This window comes from uncultured Chloroflexus sp., from assembly GCF_937951745.1.
Taxonomy (GTDB): domain Bacteria; phylum Chloroflexota; class Chloroflexia; order Chloroflexales; family Chloroflexaceae; genus Chloroflexus.
On the sequence record NZ_CALFBQ010000048.1, the window covers coordinates 35,655 to 53,568 of the forward strand.

The window sequence follows — 17,914 nt, forward strand, 5'->3', positions numbered from 1 at the left end:
CATGTCTAGTGATATCGAGCTGAGTGGGATAGTGATCGCCGGCGGGCGTAGTCGCCGCTTTGGCGTTGATAAGCGGCGGTTGCGGCTGTGGGGCGAAGGCGGCCCGCATCTGCTTGGCCACGCCGTTGCGCTGTTGCAGCCTCTGTGCGTTGAGACCATCGTCGTACTCAATGATGCTGAAGCGTGGTCTGACTTGCCAGCGCGGATTGTGCCCGATGAGCAGCCGGGCAGCGGCGCGCTTGGCGGTCTGATCAGCGGTTTGCAAGCTATGCGCGCACCGGCGGCCTTGGTGATTGCCGCCGATATGCCGCTGATTGTTCCAGAAGTGCTAGCGGCGCTAGCGCAGTGGCCGTTTACCGGCGATGCGCTGGCGCCTACTCCCCCCGGCCAGCCTGATCACCCACAGCCACTGTTCGCTGTCTACCGGCAAAGCGCGCTCCCGCAGTTGCGCCGGGCCTTTGCTGCTGGCGAACGCCGCTTGCAAGCTGCATTGATGGCGTTGCGTTGGGTTGATCCCGGCCCTGCCCTCTGGCGTCGTTATGATCCTGCTGCGCGCTCGTTGCTTAATCTAAACACGCCGGACGATTTGGTTGCCGTGCAAGGGTGGTTGCGCCAAGTTGAATAATGGTCGGTCGTCGAGCGGTAGTGCTTGGCGTTGTTCTGTTTGCTAACAATTTGACAGAAATGTTATCTTACAACGTGGTGACTCACAGGTATCGTTTATATAGTTGATCTATGATTGTTGGCACCACGTGGATACTAGCGCATTCGACGACCGAGTTTGACAATGCAGCAGCCTTCTTCTCCCAATGGTGTGGTTGGGTCGTCCGCCGACCAAGTTTCGTCGGCGTTAGAGGTGTTGTGGCAAAAATTGCTGGTAGCCTATGACGGGGCCTGCGCTATCAGTGGTTGCCAAGTAGCCGATGTGTTGCGCCCGGTCTTGATCGATCCGCAAGGGCCAGCGGAGCCACATAATGCACTGTTACTGCGCGCTGATTTGCAAATCCTCTTTCATTCTGGCTTATTAACTATTGATGCGATGACGCTGGAGGTGCTGGTAGCGCCGGAGTTGCGGGATAGCGAGTACGGCGCGCTGGCCGGCAGGCGGCTGCGCCAGCCTAACCGGTTGGCGTTGCGGCCTAACCGGCGCTTGTTAGCGACGCATCACCGCTTGTTCCAGCTCGAACAGCCAGCGACTGATGCGCTGGCCGTCCAGCGACCGTTGCTGCGCCAATTGTTAGCTGTGCAGAGCTGGGTGAACAGTCTGACATTTAGTCCTGATCAGGACATACTCGCGACAGGGTCATGGGATGGCATGCTCCGGCTCTGGCGGTTGCCTGATGGCCAATTGCAGCGCGTCATTAGCGGGAATATTGGCGAAGTCAATGCCGTCGTGTTTAGTCCTGACGGTCAGCGGATTGCGGCGGCGGGTCGCCAGCACGGCGCGCGGATCTGGCGCGTTACTGATGGCGAACTTCTCATGCATTTGGGTGATGGCCAGCGTCACGGTGCGGTTTTTAGCATTGCGTTCCAACCGCACGGTGATTTGATCGTGACCGGCGGCTGGGATCCGGTGGTCTATTTGTGGCACGCGACTGATGGTACCTTGAGCGGTATATTGCCCGGTCATGAGGGGGTGATCAATAGCGTGGCCTTTAGCCCTGATGGCAATCTGCTGCTATCCGCCGGCCATGATCGGGTCTTACGACTTTGGCAGATGCATGATCGTTCATTGGTGCGGGTGATGCACGGGCATAGCGATGCGATCTTTAGTGTCACCTTCAGCCCGAATGGACAATTGGCGGCGAGTGCCGGCGGCGATGGCCTGATCTTTATTTGGCGGGTCGATGATGGCCAGCCGTTGCAAATGTTGGCAACCCCTTCCGGCGCATGCTTCAGCTTAGCGTTTAGCCCCGATAATCAGTATCTCGCGAGCGCGCATTATGGCCGGACCGTGCGCATCTGGCGGGTGCGCGATGGCGCGTTGCGCTGGGAGTTGAGCGGGCATAACGAAAGTGTCACCTCGGTGGCGTTTGCGCCGGGTGGTGATTTGTTGGCCAGCGGCAGTTTCGATTCGACAGTGCGAGTCTGGTCGTATCAATAGCTTGTTCGAGCAGCAGATGGCGGCGCACAGGCATCTCTTCCGCCAAAGGGGAGATTGCTTCCGCTGCGCGCCTTCGCAATGACACGTGGTTTGCGTATGTCGTTGCGTGCCGAGCGGAGCGCGGCAGAGCAATCTCCTCCGGACTGCATCTGCTCGGGTATGCGTTCCGCCAAAGGGGGAGATTGCTGCGGTCGGGTGGCGCTAGCTACGCTGGTAGCCGCCACTCCCTCGCCATGACACGCGGGGTGGGGCGCGCCTTCGCAATGACACGAGGGTAAGGTGTTGACCATGGTTCACCCTCACAACGCCGTGCGCGCGTTTTATCGCCAGACCGACTGGATGTTCCGCGTGCTCGGCATCATCCGCGGTTCGCAGGCGATGCATGCCGGTTTGTGGCAGCAGGTTCGGAGCCATCGCGCTGCCCTGCGTTCAATTGACGAAACGTTATTAGCAGCGGCCCAGCTTGCTCCCGGTGAATGTTTGCTGGATGCTGGTTGCGGCGCCGGCGCGAGCGCCAATGCGATTGCCGCTCGTCATGATGGGCTGGTGATCGGCCTCACGATTGTACCCGAACAGGCCAAGCGGGCGCGGCGCGACGGGACGGCCACGTTTGTGTGCGCCGATTACGCCGCAGCGCCGTTGCGCAACGCAAGCTGTGATGTGGTCTGGATGCTGGAAAGTATCTGCCATGCACCGGATAAGCCGGCGTTGCTGGCTGAAATCACGCGAGTGTTGCGTCCGGGAGGCAGGGTTGTCATCGCCGATCGTTTCGCAGCGCGATCCGATCTCTCCCCGGCTGAGCGCAATCAATTGCGGGCATGGCTGCGCCCGTGGGCAATGCCCGATTTGGTAACCGCTGACGAGTTGATCAAGCTTGCCGAAGTAGTCGGTTTGCGCTTGCTCCGGCGCGATGACCTTACCCTCAGCGCCGGGCCGTCGCTGCGCTTCCTCGGCCATTTCGCCCAACTGACCCTGCCGGCGGCACTGGTGTTACGCGCGCTGCATTTGCAATCCGAGATCCAGATTGACGCAATGCGTGGCTGTATTGCTCAAACCCGCACCCTCAACGCCGGTCTCTGGCGCTATTATCTGTTAGTGTTTCGTTACCAGTAACGATGCGTTGGCGGCAACAATATGGCGTGCGGCAGTCACCCTGCCGCACCCTATGTTAGCACGCTGTGCTGGTTGCATACGCTTGCGACCGGCAATATGCGGCTGTGCGTATCTCTCGCGAGTATACTTGACGAAGCAGCATCTCATCATTCCCATCTGGTGGAGTTGAGCTATGGAAACCAATGGAGGGACGCAACAGTCTGAGCAGTTCCGCACTCTGCAAATGACCGTGTTGATGACGCCTGATATGGCTAATTTTGCCGGCAATGTTCACGGCGGTCATATTTTGAAACTGCTCGATCAAGTCGCTTTCGCGTGCGCGTCACGCTACTCTGGACGCTACGTGGTGACGGTGTCGGTCGATCAGGTTATTTTTCGCGCTCGTATCCATGTTGGTGAATTAGTGACCTTCTTGGCATCGATTAACTACACTGGTAATACGTCAATGGAGGTGGGCATTCGGGTGGTGGCCGAGAATATTACTGCGCGCACCCAGCGCCATGTGATGACCTGCTACTTTACGATGGTGGCGGTTGACGAAAATTTTCGCCCGTGCCCGGTGCCGCCAGTGCGGATCGAGACGGCAGAGCAGCGCCGGCGTTGGATGGCGGCCCGTTTGCGCCGTGAGTTGCGCCGCGAGATTGAGCAACGCAGCCTTGAAATTCGCCAACACCCTGAAGACTTTCTCAACGAACTCGATAGCGAGCCGCATTAAGGTAATGCATTGACGAGCGCGCTACCTCTTCGTATACTACAGGTATGGCGCGAATTTTGATTGTTGAAGATGAAACTGAAATTGCTTCGTACTTACGGCGCGGCCTCAGCTTGGAAGGCTATCAGGTTGATGTTGCCTACGACGGCATCCGCGGTTTAGAGATGGCTGTCACTGGCAATTACGATCTGGTGGTGCTCGATCTGATGTTGCCGGGGGTTGATGGCTTTGAAGTTGCCCGCCGGCTGCGCGCCGAGTCGAGTATTCCAATCATTATGTTGACAGCGCGCGATGCGGTGCGTGATCGAGTGGCTGGGTTGGAGGCCGGCGCTGACGATTATTTGGTCAAGCCGTTTGCCTTTGAAGAGTTACTGGCCCGTGTTCGCGCCCAGTTGCGTCGCCAACAAGCGAGTCTACAGCAGGAAGTACTGCGTTTCGCTAATTTGACTCTTGATACCCGATCACGTGAATTGCGCGTGGGTGATCGTCGCGTTGAGTTGACGGCGAAAGAGTACGATCTGCTAGAACTCTTTATGCGCCATCCCAATCAGGTGTTAACCCGCGACATTATCTATGATCGGGTGTGGAATTACGACTTCGGCGGCGAAAGCAATATTATCGAGGTCTATGTGCGCTACTTACGTCAGAAGCTTGAGGCCAACGGTGAGCCACGCTTGATCCATACCGTGCGTAGTGTGGGGTATATCCTGCGCGAAGATGGGTGACCAGTAAGGGCACAGCACTGCTGTGCCCCATTGCGCAGGCACAGCAGCGCCGTGGCTCGACGGGTTACGGGTTTATGTGCTGCCCAAGGCTGCGATAAGCTGTTGCACCGCACTGACCACCGGCAAATCTCCTTCTACCACCGCCTGTTCGATCACAGGTAAGCGCTCACGCACAGCCGGATGGGCAAAGAAGAGCGTGCGTAATTGTTCATCGATCAGCGTGTAAAGCCAATCACGCGCCTGTTCACGGCGACGAGTCGACCAAACACCGCTGGCCATCATCTCGGTGCGGAAGTGTTCGATCTCGTGCCAAACGGCAGTGATGCCGTCGCCGGTCAGCGCCGAACAGGTACGCACCGGCGGTTTCCAACCCGGTGTTGCTGGGGTGAGGTAGCGTAGAGCATGACGATATTCGGCTTGCGCTGCCAACGCGCGCGCTTTGTTATCGCCGTCGGCTTTGGTGATGACCAGCGCATCGGCCAGCTCAATGACGCCCTTCTTAATCCCTTGTAGCTCATCACCGGCGCCGGCCAGCATCAACAGCAAGAAAAAGTCCACCATCCCGCGCACGGCGGTCTCGCTCTGGCCGACGCCGACCGTCTCTACTAACACCACGTCAAAACCGGCTGCCTCGCAAATCAAAAGAGTCTCGCGAGTCTTACGGGCTACACCGCCCAAACTACCGCCCGACGGTGAGGGTCGAATATAAGCGTTGGGATGGCGGGCAAGTCGTTCCATGCGGGTTTTGTCGCCCAAGATGCTGCCGCGCGAGATACTGCTAGATGGATCGATTGCCAACACCGCCACCCGATGCCCCTGTTCACAGAGCATTGTGCCAAGTGCTTCGATGAAGGTGCTTTTACCGACGCCGGGCACGCCGGTGATGCCGACCCGGAGCGCCCCGCCGGTGTAAGGCAGCAGTTGGCGTAGAACCTCTTGGGCTTGAGCGATATGAGCTGGTGCGTTGCTCTCAATCAGCGTAATGGCGCGGGCCAGAATAGCGCGGTCACCGTTGCGCACCCCTTCGACATACTCCTCTGTTGTGAGGGTGCGGCGACGTGACCCACTCGGTGCAGGAGCTGACGTGAGAGGATTGCCGGGCAAGCCGTCGTGACGACTGGCGATCCCAGCCAGCACCGATAACGCGAATGGCATCTCTTCGGTTGGTGATTGGTCGTTGGTCATAACGGTCTCAATATTCTAACATAATGGAGAGACGTTGCAAGGCAACGTCTCTCCAACGGTCGTATTCCTTTCTACGGCGCCGGTGTTGCGACGCTATCACCGTGCAACCGTCGTTGCAGCTCACGGAGCAGTTTCTCGGCGGCAACGGGAATGATTGTACCGGGGCCGAAGATCAGCGCCGCGCCGTGTGCGCGCAGGAATTCGTAATCTTGGGGCGGAATAACGCCGCCAATCACGATCATAATGTCTTCGCGACCCAATTTGCGCAACTCTTCGACCAGTTGCGGCAAGAGGGTTTTGTGGCCGCCGGCCAGCGAGCTGATCCCAACCACGTGTACGTCATTTTCAACTGCTTGCCGTGCAACCTCTTCAGGTGTCTGGAAGAGCGAACCAATATCGACATCAAAGCCGAGGTCGGCAAAGGCCGTCGCCACCACCTTGGCGCCGCGGTCGTGGCCATCTTGCCCGATCTTTGCCACCAATATGCGGGGGCGGCGACCTTCAAGTGCAGCGAAGGCATCAGCCATAGCGCGCACGTGCTGTATCTGCTCGGCGTCGCTATACTCGCTGCCGTAAACGCCGGCTACCGAGCGAATTTCGGCTTTGAAGCGGCCAAAGACCTTTTCCATCGCCATCGAAATCTCGCCGAGGGTAGCCCGCGCGCGCGCAGCTTCAATCGCTGCCGCCAGCAGGTTGCCTTCCCCGGTGGCCGCCACGCGCGTCAGCTCATTGAGAGCTGCCTGCGTTTTGGCCTCGTCGCGTTCAGCGCGCAGCTTTTGCAGCCGTTCGATCTGCTTCTGGCGCACAGCAGTGTTGTCAACTTCCAGAATCTCGATCGGTGCTTCGTATTCGAGCCGGTACTTGTTGACACCGACAATCGTCTCGCGGCCTGAATCGATATGGGCTTGCCGGCGCGCCGCCGCCTCTTCGATCCGCAGTTTGGGCAAACCGGCCTCAATCGCTTTGGCCATACCACCCAGCTCTTCGACCTCTTGGATATGTGCCCATGCGCGGCGGGCCAGCGCATCGGTCAGCCATTCGAGATAGTACGACCCGCCCCACGGATCGACGATCTTGCAGATGCCGGTCTCTTCTTGCAGGTACAACTGGGTGTTGCGGGCAATGCGAGCCGAGAAGTCGGTCGGTAACGCGATCGCCTCGTCGAGCGAATTGGTATGCAATGACTGCGTGTGGCCGAGGGCAGCGGCCATTGCCTCGATGCAGGTGCGGGCTACATTGTTGAACGGGTCTTGTTCGGTGAGGCTCCAGCCCGATGTCTGGCAGTGGGTGCGCAGCGCCAGCGAGCGGGGGTCTTGTGGGTTAAACTGCTTGATAATCTTGGCCCAGAGCAGACGGGCAGCGCGCATCTTGGCGATCTCCATGAAGTAGTTCATCCCGATCGCCCAGAAGAACGAGAGCCGCGGCGCGAAGGCGTCAATCGCCAGCCCGGCCTTCAACCCAGCGCGCACATACTCCAGCCCGTCAGCCAGCGTGTAGGCTAGCTCAAGGTCGGCGGTGGCGCCGGCCTCTTGCATGTGGTAGCCCGAAATACTGATGCTGTTGAACTTGGGCATGTGCTTGGCCGTGTACGCAAAAATATCGGCAATGATGCGCATTGACGGCTCAGGCGGGTAGATGTAGGTGTTGCGCACCATGTACTCTTTCAAGATGTCGTTTTGGATGGTGCCGGTGAGTTGTTCTTGCCGTACACCTTGCTCTTCGGCGGCGACGATGTAGAAGGCCATGATCGGAATCACCGCGCCGTTCATCGTCATCGAGACCGACATCTGATCGAGCGGGATACCATCGAACAGTATCTTCATGTCGAGGATCGAGTCGATGGCCACACCCGCTTTACCAACATCACCGACGACACGTGGGTGGTCAGAGTCGTAACCACGATGGGTAGCAAGATCAAAAGCTACCGACAACCCCTTTTGGCCAGCAGCAAGGTTGCGTCGATAGAAAGCGTTACTCGCCTCGGCAGTAGAAAAGCCCGCATACTGGCGGATCGTCCACGGTTGGGTAACGTACATGGTCGGGTACGGGCCACGTAAGTATGGTGGAATGCCGGCGGTAAAGCCAAGGTGCTCAAGGCCGACCAAATCGGCAGCCGTATAGAGTGGCCGCACCTCGATCTGTTCCATCGTGCGCCAAGTCAGCTCGCGCAACGGCTTGCCGGCTACTTGTTCAGCTTTTGCCTGCCACTCAGTCAGATCAGGGACAGGTCGCTCATCGCGGTATGACAGCGTCGTGAAATCGGGGTTCTTCACTCAGCCACTCCTTTCAGACGTTGCAGCCGGGCCAGCGTTTCATAACAATTGGCGCGCAGGTGGATGAACTCATCGATCCCGGCGGCGCGATACGTGTCAATAAGATCGGTCGGATAGCCGGCCAGCACGACCGTGACATCAGGTCGTTGCGACTTGATCGCGTGGGTCAAGGCCGGCACAATATCTGGATACGTTTCGTCAGTTGAGCAGATCGTAACAATCTCAGCGTCGGAAGCGAGCGCTGCAGCGGCGGCTTCTTCAACAGTAGTGAAGCCATCGTTGCCGATGACAGCAAAACCTCCAGCGGCGAAAAAGCCGGTCGAAAAGTCTGCCCGAGCCTTGTGCTGACTAATTGGTCCCATATTAGCGAGGAACACAGCCGGGCGGCGCCCGGTGCGGGCAGCATAGGCATCGGCAGCGGTGCGTAGAGCTTCGAACTGCTCGGCGGCACGGTGGGCCGGCAGCAACTCAATCTGCGGCGCGGCGCTATCGGCGGCAGCCAGCGCGCAGCTCAGTTCACCCATAGTCGCGCCGGCACGAACGGCGGCCAGTGTGGCTGCCATGGTGCGCCGGTGGGCCAGCTCAACTAGCGCAGCTTGGCATGCCTCTTCCGAGCGCATCTCACGGGCGTGGCGTAGATCAACCGCACGGGCAGCGTGCAACTGCACGTGGTCGATCTGGCGTACCTCCGGCAGCTTCTCGCTGAGATTGGGATACATATTGACGCCGACGATCACCTCGCGGCGTTGAGCAATAGCGGCAAAGCGCTCGGCACGGGTGGCAGCGATAGCCGCTTGCGGCATTCCCGCGCGCAGAGCGGCTGCCATGCCACCCTGCCGTTCGATCTCTTGGAAGAACGCCCACGCCTTGGCCGCGATCTCATCAGTCAACTTCTCGACCGCCCACGACCCACCGGGTGGATCGATCAGGCGGAAGAAGTTGCACTCTTCTTGCAGGATCACGTGCAAATTACGGGCAATCCGGCGCGAGAACTCGTCGGGCAGGCCCCACGCTTCATCAAAATGACTGATATGGATGCTCTGCGCCCCGCCCATCACTGCTGCCATCGCCTCGCTGGTGGCACGCAGCATGTTGTTATAGACATCGTAGCGCGTCTTCGTCCACGCCGAAGTGCGGGCGTGTAGATGCATCTGCTGCGCAGTTTCATCACCGTCGAACGCGGTTACTACCCGCGCCCACAGCATACGAGCGGCGCGCAGACGGGCTACTTCGATGAAGAACTGCGATCCCACCGAGCACGAAAATTGGATGCGTGGGGCCACGTCATTGACACTGAGGCCACGCTCTTGCAACGCGCGCAGATAGGCAACTCCGGTTGCTAATGCGCATCCTAGCTCTTGGGCGGCGTGGGCGCCACTGTTGTGGTACACGTGAGTACTAACAACTATGGTGCGTAGATTTGGGGCATGCGTTTGTGCCCATCGTGTCCACTCGGCCAACAGGTCGTAGCAACGGTCGAGCGACGCCGGTAACGTCCCATCGGCAGCTAACACTTCGAGCGGATCGGCGCCGATACAACCGCGTAGCCGGTCGGACGGAAGGCCCTGCTCTTCGGCGGCGGTTACGAGCAGGGCCGCTACCGGCAGCGCCTGCGCGCCGGCATTCACCAACAGTGACAGCCGGTCAAGGTCGAGCTGGGCGAACAGGCGGCGGGCATCGGCTAGCGTTGCCAGTGAGAGACCGCCCGCACCTACCTGCGCCGGCGCGGCTACGTCGGGATCGAGACCAAAGCGGGTAGCCTGATCCAGCGGCAAGTTGAGTGTCGTCAAGCCGCGCGGTACATCGGCCTGTGCCGCCCGATTCGTTTCATCTGCGGTCGGATAAGGCAGCTCTTGCGCCACCTGCCAGCGTTCCAACACCGGCCCCAACACGCGCGTATCGCGCACAAACGGGGCAAAGCCGGGCAGCGAGCCAGTGTGCGGCAACTCGGCAATATCGGCAGCGTTATAGATCGGTTGCAGCAGAATTTGTTCGTAGGTCTTGGTAATTAGGCGCTTCTCAAACGGAACGCCCTTCAGCGTCTTCTCAGCCGCTGCCCGCCATTCCTCATACGTCGCAGGCGCGAACATATCGAACAACGGAGCGTGCTGGGCCGTCTCCTGCGTCTCTGAAGGCATGGCTATACTCCTTGCCGGCAGCCCATACCCAACCCTCGATACCGTTAGTATACCAGCAAATCGAGGGTAAAATGGGCACGATAAACCGGATCGTCCATGAAGTAAAAGACTGGTTACCCTAACCACAGGTTATCTGATCGATGCTGCTTGTCAATAGCTCATCGTAGGGAAGCGAGTTACAGTTCAACAACCGGTCAAAATCGGGAAGGCTCGCCCTTGACAATCGCGCCAGCGCCGCGTATAGTGCGATGACGATAGCGAAAACCTGTTCAAGTAGACTTCTAGATTCATTGGGAATTGCTTCATGGGCGAAAAAGTAGTGATCGTTGAGTCGCCGGCCAAAGCGCGGACGATTCAGAAATATTTGGGCAAAGGCTATAAGGTTACCTCCAGCATGGGCCATGTGCGCGATTTGCCTAAGAACGGGCTGGCGATTGATATCGAGCACGATTTTGCCCCTTCCTATGAAATCGTTAAGCCGAAGGTCGTTCAAGAGTTGAGCCAAGCAATCCGCAACGCTGACGCGATCTATCTGGCGACCGACCCCGATCGCGAGGGTGAAGCGATTGCGTGGCATATTACGCAGTCGGTCAAGACGCCAAAAAAGACGCCGGTGTACCGGGTGGTCTTTCAAGAGATCACGCGCAATGCGGTGCAGCAGGCGTTACAACAGCCGCGCCAGATCGACCAAAATTTGGTTGACGCTCAACAGGCGCGGCGGGTGCTCGACCGGCTGGTTGGCTATCAGCTTAGCCCGCTGCTGTGGGATAAGGTCAAGCGTGGTCTAAGCGCCGGGCGGGTGCAGTCGGTGGCGGTGCGGCTGATCGTCGAGCGCGAGCGCGAGATCGAGCAGTTCCAGCCGCAGGAATATTGGACGATCGAGGCCGATCTGTTGAAAGAGGCTGGCATCGCGCCGCGTGATCTCTTCCGCGCGACCCTGATCGAGCGTGACGGTAAGAAGCTGGAGAAGTTTTCGATTGAGCGGCGTGAGCAGGCCGAGGCGATCGTGGCCGATCTGAAAGGCGCGACCTATACCGTTGCCAAAGTGACCCGGCGCGACAAGCGCCGCTCGCCGGCGCCGCCGTTTACCACCAGTACCTTGCAGCAAGAGGCAGCCCGTAAGTTGGGGTTTAGCGCCAAGAAGACCATGATGCTGGCTCAGCGTTTATATGAAGGGGTCGATGTTGGTGGTGAAGAGGGCACGGTCGGTTTGATTACCTACATGCGTACCGATAGTGTGCAGGTGGCGGCGGAAGCGCAAGCTGAAGCCCGCGAGGTGATCGGTAAGCGGTTTGGGAGTGACTATCTCCCCGACCAGCCGCCGGTCTACAAAACCAAGGCGAAAGGTGCGCAGGAGGCGCATGAGGCGATTCGTCCAACCAGTAGCGCTCGCACGCCTGAGCAGTTGAGTGAGCGGCTTGATCGCGATCTGTGGCGGCTCTACGATCTGATCTGGAAGCGGTTTATCGCTTCGCAGATGGCCCCGGCTATCTTTGACAGCACTACGGTTGACATTGCCGCCCAACCGAGCGTGGCCGGCGCGCCGCCCTACCTCTTCCGCGCCACCGGCTCGGTGCTTAAGTTCCCCGGCTTCCTCGCCGTCTATAACGTCAGTCTCGACGAAGGCGAAGAGGACGAAGACAGCGAACGTCGCTTGCCACCCTTGGCTGAAGGTGAGGGTTTGCAGTTGGTTGAGCTGCTATCGGTGCAACACTTCACCGAACCGCCGCCGCGCTATACCGAAGCCAGTCTGGTAAAAGAGCTGGAACGGCTCGGCATTGGTCGGCCTAGCACGTACGCGACTATTCTCTCAACGATTCAAGAGCGTGAATACGTCGAGATGGTCGATAAGAAGCTGATTCCGACCACATTAGGGCGGGTGGTCACCGATTTGCTGGTTGAGCATTTCGGCAACATTGTCGATTACGATTTCACCTCGTCGCTCGAACAGCAGCTTGATGATATTGCCGAAGGTTCTAAACAGTGGGTGCCGGTATTGCGTGAGTTCTACGGCCCTTTTCGTTCGACGCTTGAGACGGCGCAGCGCCAAATGCGCAATGTTAAGCGCGAAGAGATTACGACCGATATCGATTGCCCGAAGTGCGGTCAGGGAAAGCTGGTGATTAAGTTTGGCCGGAACGGTGAGTTTTTGGCCTGTTCGCGGTACAACCGTGAGGGTGAAGGCGATTCGTGCGATTTCACCAGCGATTTTCACCGCGATGAGAATGGTCAGATCATTCTTGATAAGGCGAGCGCGCCAGAGACGAGTGATGTGCTGTGCAACGTCTGTGGCCGGCCTATGGTGATCAAGAAGAGCCGATTTGGCCCCTTCCTTGGTTGTTCGGGCTATCCAGAATGTACCAACACCCGCCGGATCGGTCGCGATGGCAAGCCGGCTCCGTTGCCAGAACCGACCGGTGTGACCTGCCCAAAGTGCGGCGAGGGCGAACTATTGCGACGCCGGGGCAAGTTTGGCCGCCCGTTCTACGGTTGCTCGCGCTATCCGAAGTGCGACTACATCGCTAACTCGCTCGATGAGGCGCAGGCCGGGGTGGCAGTCGAAGCTGCACCGGCGCCACAGCCCGCTCCTGAAAAGCCGGCGGTGTCAGCCCGCAAAGCGAGCAGTAAAACCCGTAAATCGGCGTAAGGGTAGGTTTCAATCCTAACCGAGGAGTGCAGAATATGGAGTGCGGCAGTTTGACTGCCGCACTCTCTGTTGTTAGGACGCCACCGTCTTCCCGTCCGGCATCGCCAACGACCCGGTCGCGCGGATCTTGCTTGTCGCCTGACCAGCCACGATCTGGCGATGGACAGTGTAGTTGATCAGGCATAACGCCGGGATAGCGAATGCGCCGATGCCCGGGATTGATTGCATTCCGATGAGGAAGATCGCCACGATTCGCAAGACCCAGTTGGTGAAGCAGCCGATGCCTACCGGCACGTAGCTCTGCAAGCTGGCGATTAAACTCAGCCGGTAGTAGATGATTGCCGGTACCACCCCAATAATCGGCACTAACCCCAGCAAGCCGCTAACGAGCAGGGTGCGCGGCAGTTGCCGGTCTAGTACGCGCAGAAATGAATTGACCTGCGCCACATCGGTGAAGGTGACAGTTTCGCATGCCGGGCAGGCTTGTTGCACCGCGCGCTTCTTGAGCCGGGTAGCGCAGCTTGGGCAACGGCGATGCTTGATCAGTGTAATCCGGTGCGCCGCCAGATCGGTGACCGGTTCTGGCCGTGGTTGGCCGATCCAACCAACCATGCGCGGTTGCTGGTTGGGCTGGCGGCAGGCCGGGCATTCGAGCGCCGCGGGATGCATCTGGCCGCCGCAATGTTGGCAGGCGATCATCATCTTCCGCTCGCGCAGCTCGAAGTAGCGCCGGATGAACCAAAGGCCGAGCACGGTAAGACCGGCTAGCAACAAGGCCAGCAGCGGGAAGAAGATCAGCACAACGGTGGTCGTTATTGCCCATCCGCCGTCACCCCACGAAAACAGCTTGAGCAAACCAAGGTGGCCGCCGGGATCCATCAGGCAAATGAGGGTAATGATGGCGGCGCGGATGCCAGAGATGATCCAGATCGCGATGGTGACAATGCTTGACCAAACGACCGCAATCGGTTGGGCCAACCATGCGAGGCTATCGGCTGGCTAGGGGGCCAGCGGCACGACAGTGGCAACTGCCACGCCGGTGCTGAGTGCGGCCACAATATCGGGCGGCAGTGTCTGTGTCAGTAGATCGAGGATCTGTTCCATCTGGCTATTCACCATCTGATATTGCACGCCAAAGCCGGCCCCAGTCTTCACAAGGCGATTCACAAACCCCATCATCTCTTGTGCCGTGGCGCTGCGTTCGCTCGACCACTCGTAGATCACGCCCAGCAAAATCAAGAATAAAAATGGCCCTTCAAACGCCCACGTTGGTAGATCAACGCCGCCAATTTGGTTGGCAAGAATGGTAGAGAACCCCATCGAATCGCGTGCGATTTGCTCAGGATTGAGCAGATGTTGTTGTACAAGACCGCCGATCAGCACTAGCATCAACACACTGGTGAACGGGTAAGCCGACAAGGCTGGCGTGAGGCCGACCGCTTGGATGAGCGAGGTAAAGTGGATCATACATGCTCCTGTGTTAGAGGTTGATATCGAGAGGTGTCTGCCGATCGCAATCGCTTACCCTTTCCACTAACGAAAGATTTAACGGATGTGTTCTGGTTGTAACAAAACGTTCAATCTGTTTCAAGAATGCGATGGTATAATGCAGTAACACAAGAGTGACACAAGCCGGCAGTACCATTGCGGCCCGCTGAAGCACACTTCCGGCTAAGTAGGCCAAATGTTTTGCAAAGGATGACAAGCGCTTGCCGGCTGCCATCACCTTTCCCGTTTTGCTCAAGCAATGCCGTCTTGAGCTGGGGCTGACGCAAACCCAATTAGCGGTGCGCGCCGGGATCTCGGTGTCGCTGGTGCGAAAGTACGAAACCGGCGCGCGGATGCCGCCTCGTGCCACGGCGGTGCAACTGGCGAACGCTTTGGGGTTGGCCGGTGAGGAGCGCACCGCCTTTCTTGCTGCTGCCGGTTCGCGCACGTTACCCAATGCCACCATCCAGCCCATCCCGGCGACGGCGCGTCCTCTAGCGCATCGCTTGCCAGTTGCGCCGACTCCATTACTTGGACGCGACGCCGAGATCGCTGAACTTATCCAGTTGATCGGTGCGCATACGGCCCGTTGTGTCACGTTGATCGGCCCGCCGGGAGTGGGAAAGTCGCGCTTGGCGCTGGCTGTGGCTACCGCGTTGCAGCCATCGTTTGCTGATGGCGCAGCGGTGATCGAGTTGGCGGCGCTTGATGATCCGGCAGCGGTTGCGCCATTCATCGCCGCGCGCCTTGGCGCGCAGGGTGATGAAGCTGAAGCGGCGCTGATCGCCTTGCTTGCTCAGCGTTCATTCCTGCTCGTGCTCGATAACTTCGAGCAGCTCTTGCCGGCGGCGCCGTTGATCGCGCGCTTATTGGCGGCGGCGCCGCAGTTGTCCGTTCTCATCACGAGCCGTGTGCCGCTATGTCTGCGTGCCGAAACCCGCTTTTTGGTCAAGCCGCTGATCGTACCGGCCAACCGGCGCGTGAGCGCGGTGGCGGCAGCGCCGGCTACCCGGCTGTTTTGCGAACGCGCGGCGGCAGTGAACCCGGCGTTTGCCCTTAGCGTGGCTAATGCAGCAACGGTTGCCGCGCTTTGCCAGCGGCTCGACGGTCTGCCGTTGGCGATTGAGTTGGCTGCGGCTCACGCCGATGTGCTCGAACCGGCGGCGTTGTTGGCGAGCCTTGAGGCGGGGGTGACGGCGTTTGATAGCAGTTTTGCCGATCTGCCGGCGCACCAGCGCTCGTTGCAGGCCACGATTGCGTGGAGTGAACGTTTGCTGGCGCCGGCAGCACGCGACAGCTTTGCTCGCTTGGGTGTGTTTCCGAGTACGTTTGACGCACCGGCAGCGGTAGCGTTGGGTGTAGACAGTCTTGACCCGCTGGTTGAGGCAGGGCTGGTGCAGGTTGAAGCAAGCGGACGGTTTCGTTTGCTCGAAACGATCCGGGTTTTCGCTGCCGAACGGTTGCAATCGCATCCTGAAGCTGCCAGTGTCTATACGTGCCACGCCGCCTATTTTGCCAACCTTGCCGAAACGGCCGGCCTGCTGCTCGAAAGCGCAGCAGCCGCAACGACGCTGAATCAACTCGATGCTGAGCTACCGAATTTACGTGCAGCGATTCGCTGGTCGTTGACCGCCGACAACGGGATGGTGGCAGCGCGAATCACCGCGGCGCTGCGCGTTTACTGGCTGAGCCGGCGCGCAGTCTACGCGGGGCGTTTGGTCGAACCACTGTTGATGTCTGGGTCAGCGCAAGCCATCCCGCCTGCATTGCGCGGACGTGCACTGATTACGGTTGGCTATCTTGCCTCGCAGCAGGGTGCGTTACATGCCGGTGATCTGCTTGCCCAAGGGATTGCGCTGGCACGCCAAGCAGGGCAAGAGGCCGATGTGGCGCAGGGCTTAGCCTACCAAGGCATGCTCAACCGCTTCCCCGGCAATCTGGAGCGCTATGCAACCATCCTCAACGAAGCGATTATGATTGCCCGGCGCAGCAATGCGCCGGCTCCTTTAGCGTATGCGCTTAATCAGCTCGGCGTCGGGTATTGCACCCATGGCCATTACCACAAAGCATTGCCTATGCTGCGCGAAGCGGTTGATCTGGTGACGCACAATGGCGATCAGATCATGGTGTGGCGCTACCGGTGCGATGTGGCCGAAGCGTTGCGTTCATACGGCGACCTATCGCCGGCGCGCCGGATGTTTGCCGGCCTGATTGCACAATTAACTGCTGGTGGTGACGCGATGGCGTTGTGGGAAGCGCATCTGCGCCTCGCCAGCATCGATCTGGAAGAGGGAGCGATCACAGCGGCGGAACGCAACCTTGCCGCCGCCAGTGCGATCATCACCGAGATGAGCATTTCCTATGGTCGGGTCAGCCTGTTGCGACACAGTGGCTATCTCGCGATCGCCGCCGGGAGGCATGAAGCTGCATTAATCAATCTCAGCTCCGCGCAACGGGAAGCCTGCAAAGTATACCTGCCAGAAGAGTTGTCTGCTGCGCTGATCGGGCTTGCCTATCTGCACCGCAACGCAGATCGCCGGCGCGCCGCTCGACAGTGTGGTGCGGGTGAAGGTATCCTTACCCGCTACCAGCTCCGCCGTGATCGGCAGGCCGAATGGTTGCGGCAAGCGGTACGGGAAACGTTCACTCCATCTGAACACGAGCTAGCAAACGAAGCGGCGCAAACGGTAATCAATAGCTTGCCCCAGCTTGCGTTTATCAGTGTGGTAGAGGCTCGTGACATGGTGCGGTTAGATCGCGTCATCGCCGCTGCGTTACGAGGAGCGCCGTAGGTACATTGCACCGCAATGTCCCTACTCAAGCGGTTGCGAATAACCCATCTTAATCCACCCCTTTTTAATTGCCACAATTACCGCCATCGTGCGGTCATTGACCTGCAACTTAGAGAGGATGGAGGTGATATGATTTTTGACCGTCTGGCCGCTAATGCTCAGCTCGTTGGCAATCTCTTTGTTGGAAAGGCCGCGGGCAATGCAATCGAGAATCTCAATTTCGCGCGAGGTCAGCGGGGCAAACAAATTCGCGCTGTCCTCTTCGTCGGTGGCGGCCAGTTCGCGGAATTGGTGCAGCACCCGCGCCGCGACGTTGGGCCGGGCCAGCACTGCATCGTTGATCAGATAACGCCCGCGGGCGACCTCGCGGATCATTTGCACCAGCTCTTCCGGGCTAATATCTTTGGATGTAAAGGCAGCCGCACCGACCTTAATTGCCTGAAATAATTGATCATCGTCTTCATAAACACTCAGCACGATGATGCCGGTGCGCGGCTCGCGGCGCTTAATCACCCGCGCCACCTCCAACCCGTTCAAGCCGGGTAGGTTAATATCGACCAGCACCACATCGGGCATCAGGCGTTCGGTCAGCTTGATCGCCTCTTGGCCGTTCTCAGCCTCGCCGATCACCTCAATATCGGATGCACTCTCTAAACTCCAGCGGATCCCCTGCCGGAAGAGCGGGTGGTCATCAATCACTAATACTCTGACCTTTGATGATAATGGCGCTGTCACGC

At 58.9% G+C, this 17,914-nt stretch carries 13 protein-coding genes; 7 read left to right on the forward strand and 6 right to left on the reverse strand.

Features of this window, described 5'->3' with window-relative positions; translation table 11 throughout:
- The first annotated feature begins 1 nt into the window (after position 1).
- The 5 genes from Q1A59_RS12065 (at position 2) to Q1A59_RS12085 (ending at position 4,654) form a co-directional block, all read left to right on the forward strand.
- A complete protein-coding gene (locus tag Q1A59_RS12065; protein ID WP_299645039.1) occupies positions 2–625 on the forward strand; it encodes a molybdenum cofactor guanylyltransferase in 624 nt (207 codons plus the stop codon).
- Positions 626–787: 162 nt separating this feature from the next.
- The gene (locus tag Q1A59_RS12070; RefSeq protein ID WP_299645040.1) at positions 788–2,104 is read left to right on the forward strand and encodes a WD40 repeat domain-containing protein; all 1,317 of its coding nucleotides are present in this window, start codon (positions 788–790) and stop codon (positions 2,102–2,104) included.
- 288 nt (positions 2,105–2,392) lie between these two features.
- Positions 2,393–3,217 carry a class I SAM-dependent methyltransferase gene (locus Q1A59_RS12075; protein ID WP_299645041.1) on the forward strand — a complete coding sequence of 275 codons (825 nt, stop codon included), beginning with the start codon at positions 2,393–2,395 and terminating at the stop codon, positions 3,215–3,217.
- 172 nt (positions 3,218–3,389) lie between these two features.
- Positions 3,390–3,932 (forward strand): acyl-CoA thioesterase, encoded by a 543-nt coding sequence (locus Q1A59_RS12080; RefSeq protein ID WP_299645042.1) that lies wholly within the window; start codon positions 3,390–3,392, stop codon positions 3,930–3,932.
- 44 nt (positions 3,933–3,976) lie between these two features.
- Positions 3,977–4,654, forward strand: coding sequence for a response regulator transcription factor (locus Q1A59_RS12085; RefSeq protein ID WP_299645043.1), 678 nt, complete (start codon positions 3,977–3,979; stop codon positions 4,652–4,654).
- Positions 4,655–4,726: 72 nt separating this feature from the next.
- On the opposite strand, the gene meaB is transcribed toward Q1A59_RS12085, so the two are convergent.
- The 3 genes from meaB to Q1A59_RS12100 all read right to left on the reverse strand — a co-directional run bounded on the left by meaB (position 4,727) and on the right by Q1A59_RS12100 (position 10,250).
- Positions 4,727–5,839: a methylmalonyl Co-A mutase-associated GTPase MeaB gene (gene meaB / locus Q1A59_RS12090; RefSeq protein ID WP_299645044.1), complete on the reverse strand. Its 1,113-nt coding sequence runs from the start codon at positions 5,837–5,839 to the stop codon at positions 4,727–4,729.
- A gap of 71 nt (positions 5,840–5,910) precedes the next feature.
- Positions 5,911–8,112, reverse strand: a complete 2,202-nt coding sequence (scpA, locus tag Q1A59_RS12095) for a methylmalonyl-CoA mutase (RefSeq protein WP_299645045.1) — start codon at positions 8,110–8,112, stop codon at positions 5,911–5,913.
- On the reverse strand, positions 8,109–10,250 hold the full coding sequence (locus tag Q1A59_RS12100; protein ID WP_299645046.1) for a methylmalonyl-CoA mutase family protein: 2,142 nt from the start codon (positions 10,248–10,250) through the stop codon (positions 8,109–8,111). Before Q1A59_RS12100 ends, scpA begins: the two co-directional genes overlap by 4 nt.
- 304 nt (positions 10,251–10,554) lie before the next feature.
- On the opposite strand from Q1A59_RS12100, the gene topA reads away from it, so the two are divergent.
- The gene (gene topA / locus Q1A59_RS12105; RefSeq protein WP_299645047.1) at positions 10,555–12,897 is read left to right on the forward strand and encodes a type I DNA topoisomerase; all 2,343 of its coding nucleotides are present in this window, start codon (positions 10,555–10,557) and stop codon (positions 12,895–12,897) included.
- A 72-nt stretch (positions 12,898–12,969) separates the two neighbouring features.
- On the opposite strand, the gene Q1A59_RS12110 is transcribed toward topA, so the two are convergent.
- A complete protein-coding gene (locus Q1A59_RS12110; RefSeq protein WP_299645048.1) occupies positions 12,970–13,875 on the reverse strand; it encodes a hypothetical protein in 906 nt (301 codons plus the stop codon).
- Between the two features lie 21 nt (positions 13,876–13,896).
- Complete coding sequence (locus Q1A59_RS12115; RefSeq protein WP_299645049.1) at positions 13,897–14,364, reverse strand: hypothetical protein; 468 nt, start codon at positions 14,362–14,364, stop codon at positions 13,897–13,899.
- Between the two features lie 242 nt (positions 14,365–14,606).
- On the opposite strand from Q1A59_RS12115, the gene Q1A59_RS12120 reads away from it, so the two are divergent.
- On the forward strand, positions 14,607–17,177 hold the full coding sequence (locus Q1A59_RS12120; RefSeq protein ID WP_299645050.1) for a helix-turn-helix domain-containing protein: 2,571 nt from the start codon (positions 14,607–14,609) through the stop codon (positions 17,175–17,177).
- Positions 17,178–17,198: 21 nt separating this feature from the next.
- Here the strand turns inward: Q1A59_RS12120 and Q1A59_RS12125 are convergent, their stop codons facing one another.
- Positions 17,199–17,912: a response regulator transcription factor gene (locus Q1A59_RS12125; RefSeq protein ID WP_299645051.1), complete on the reverse strand. Its 714-nt coding sequence runs from the start codon at positions 17,910–17,912 to the stop codon at positions 17,199–17,201.
- Between the last annotated feature and the right edge of the window lie 2 nt (positions 17,913–17,914).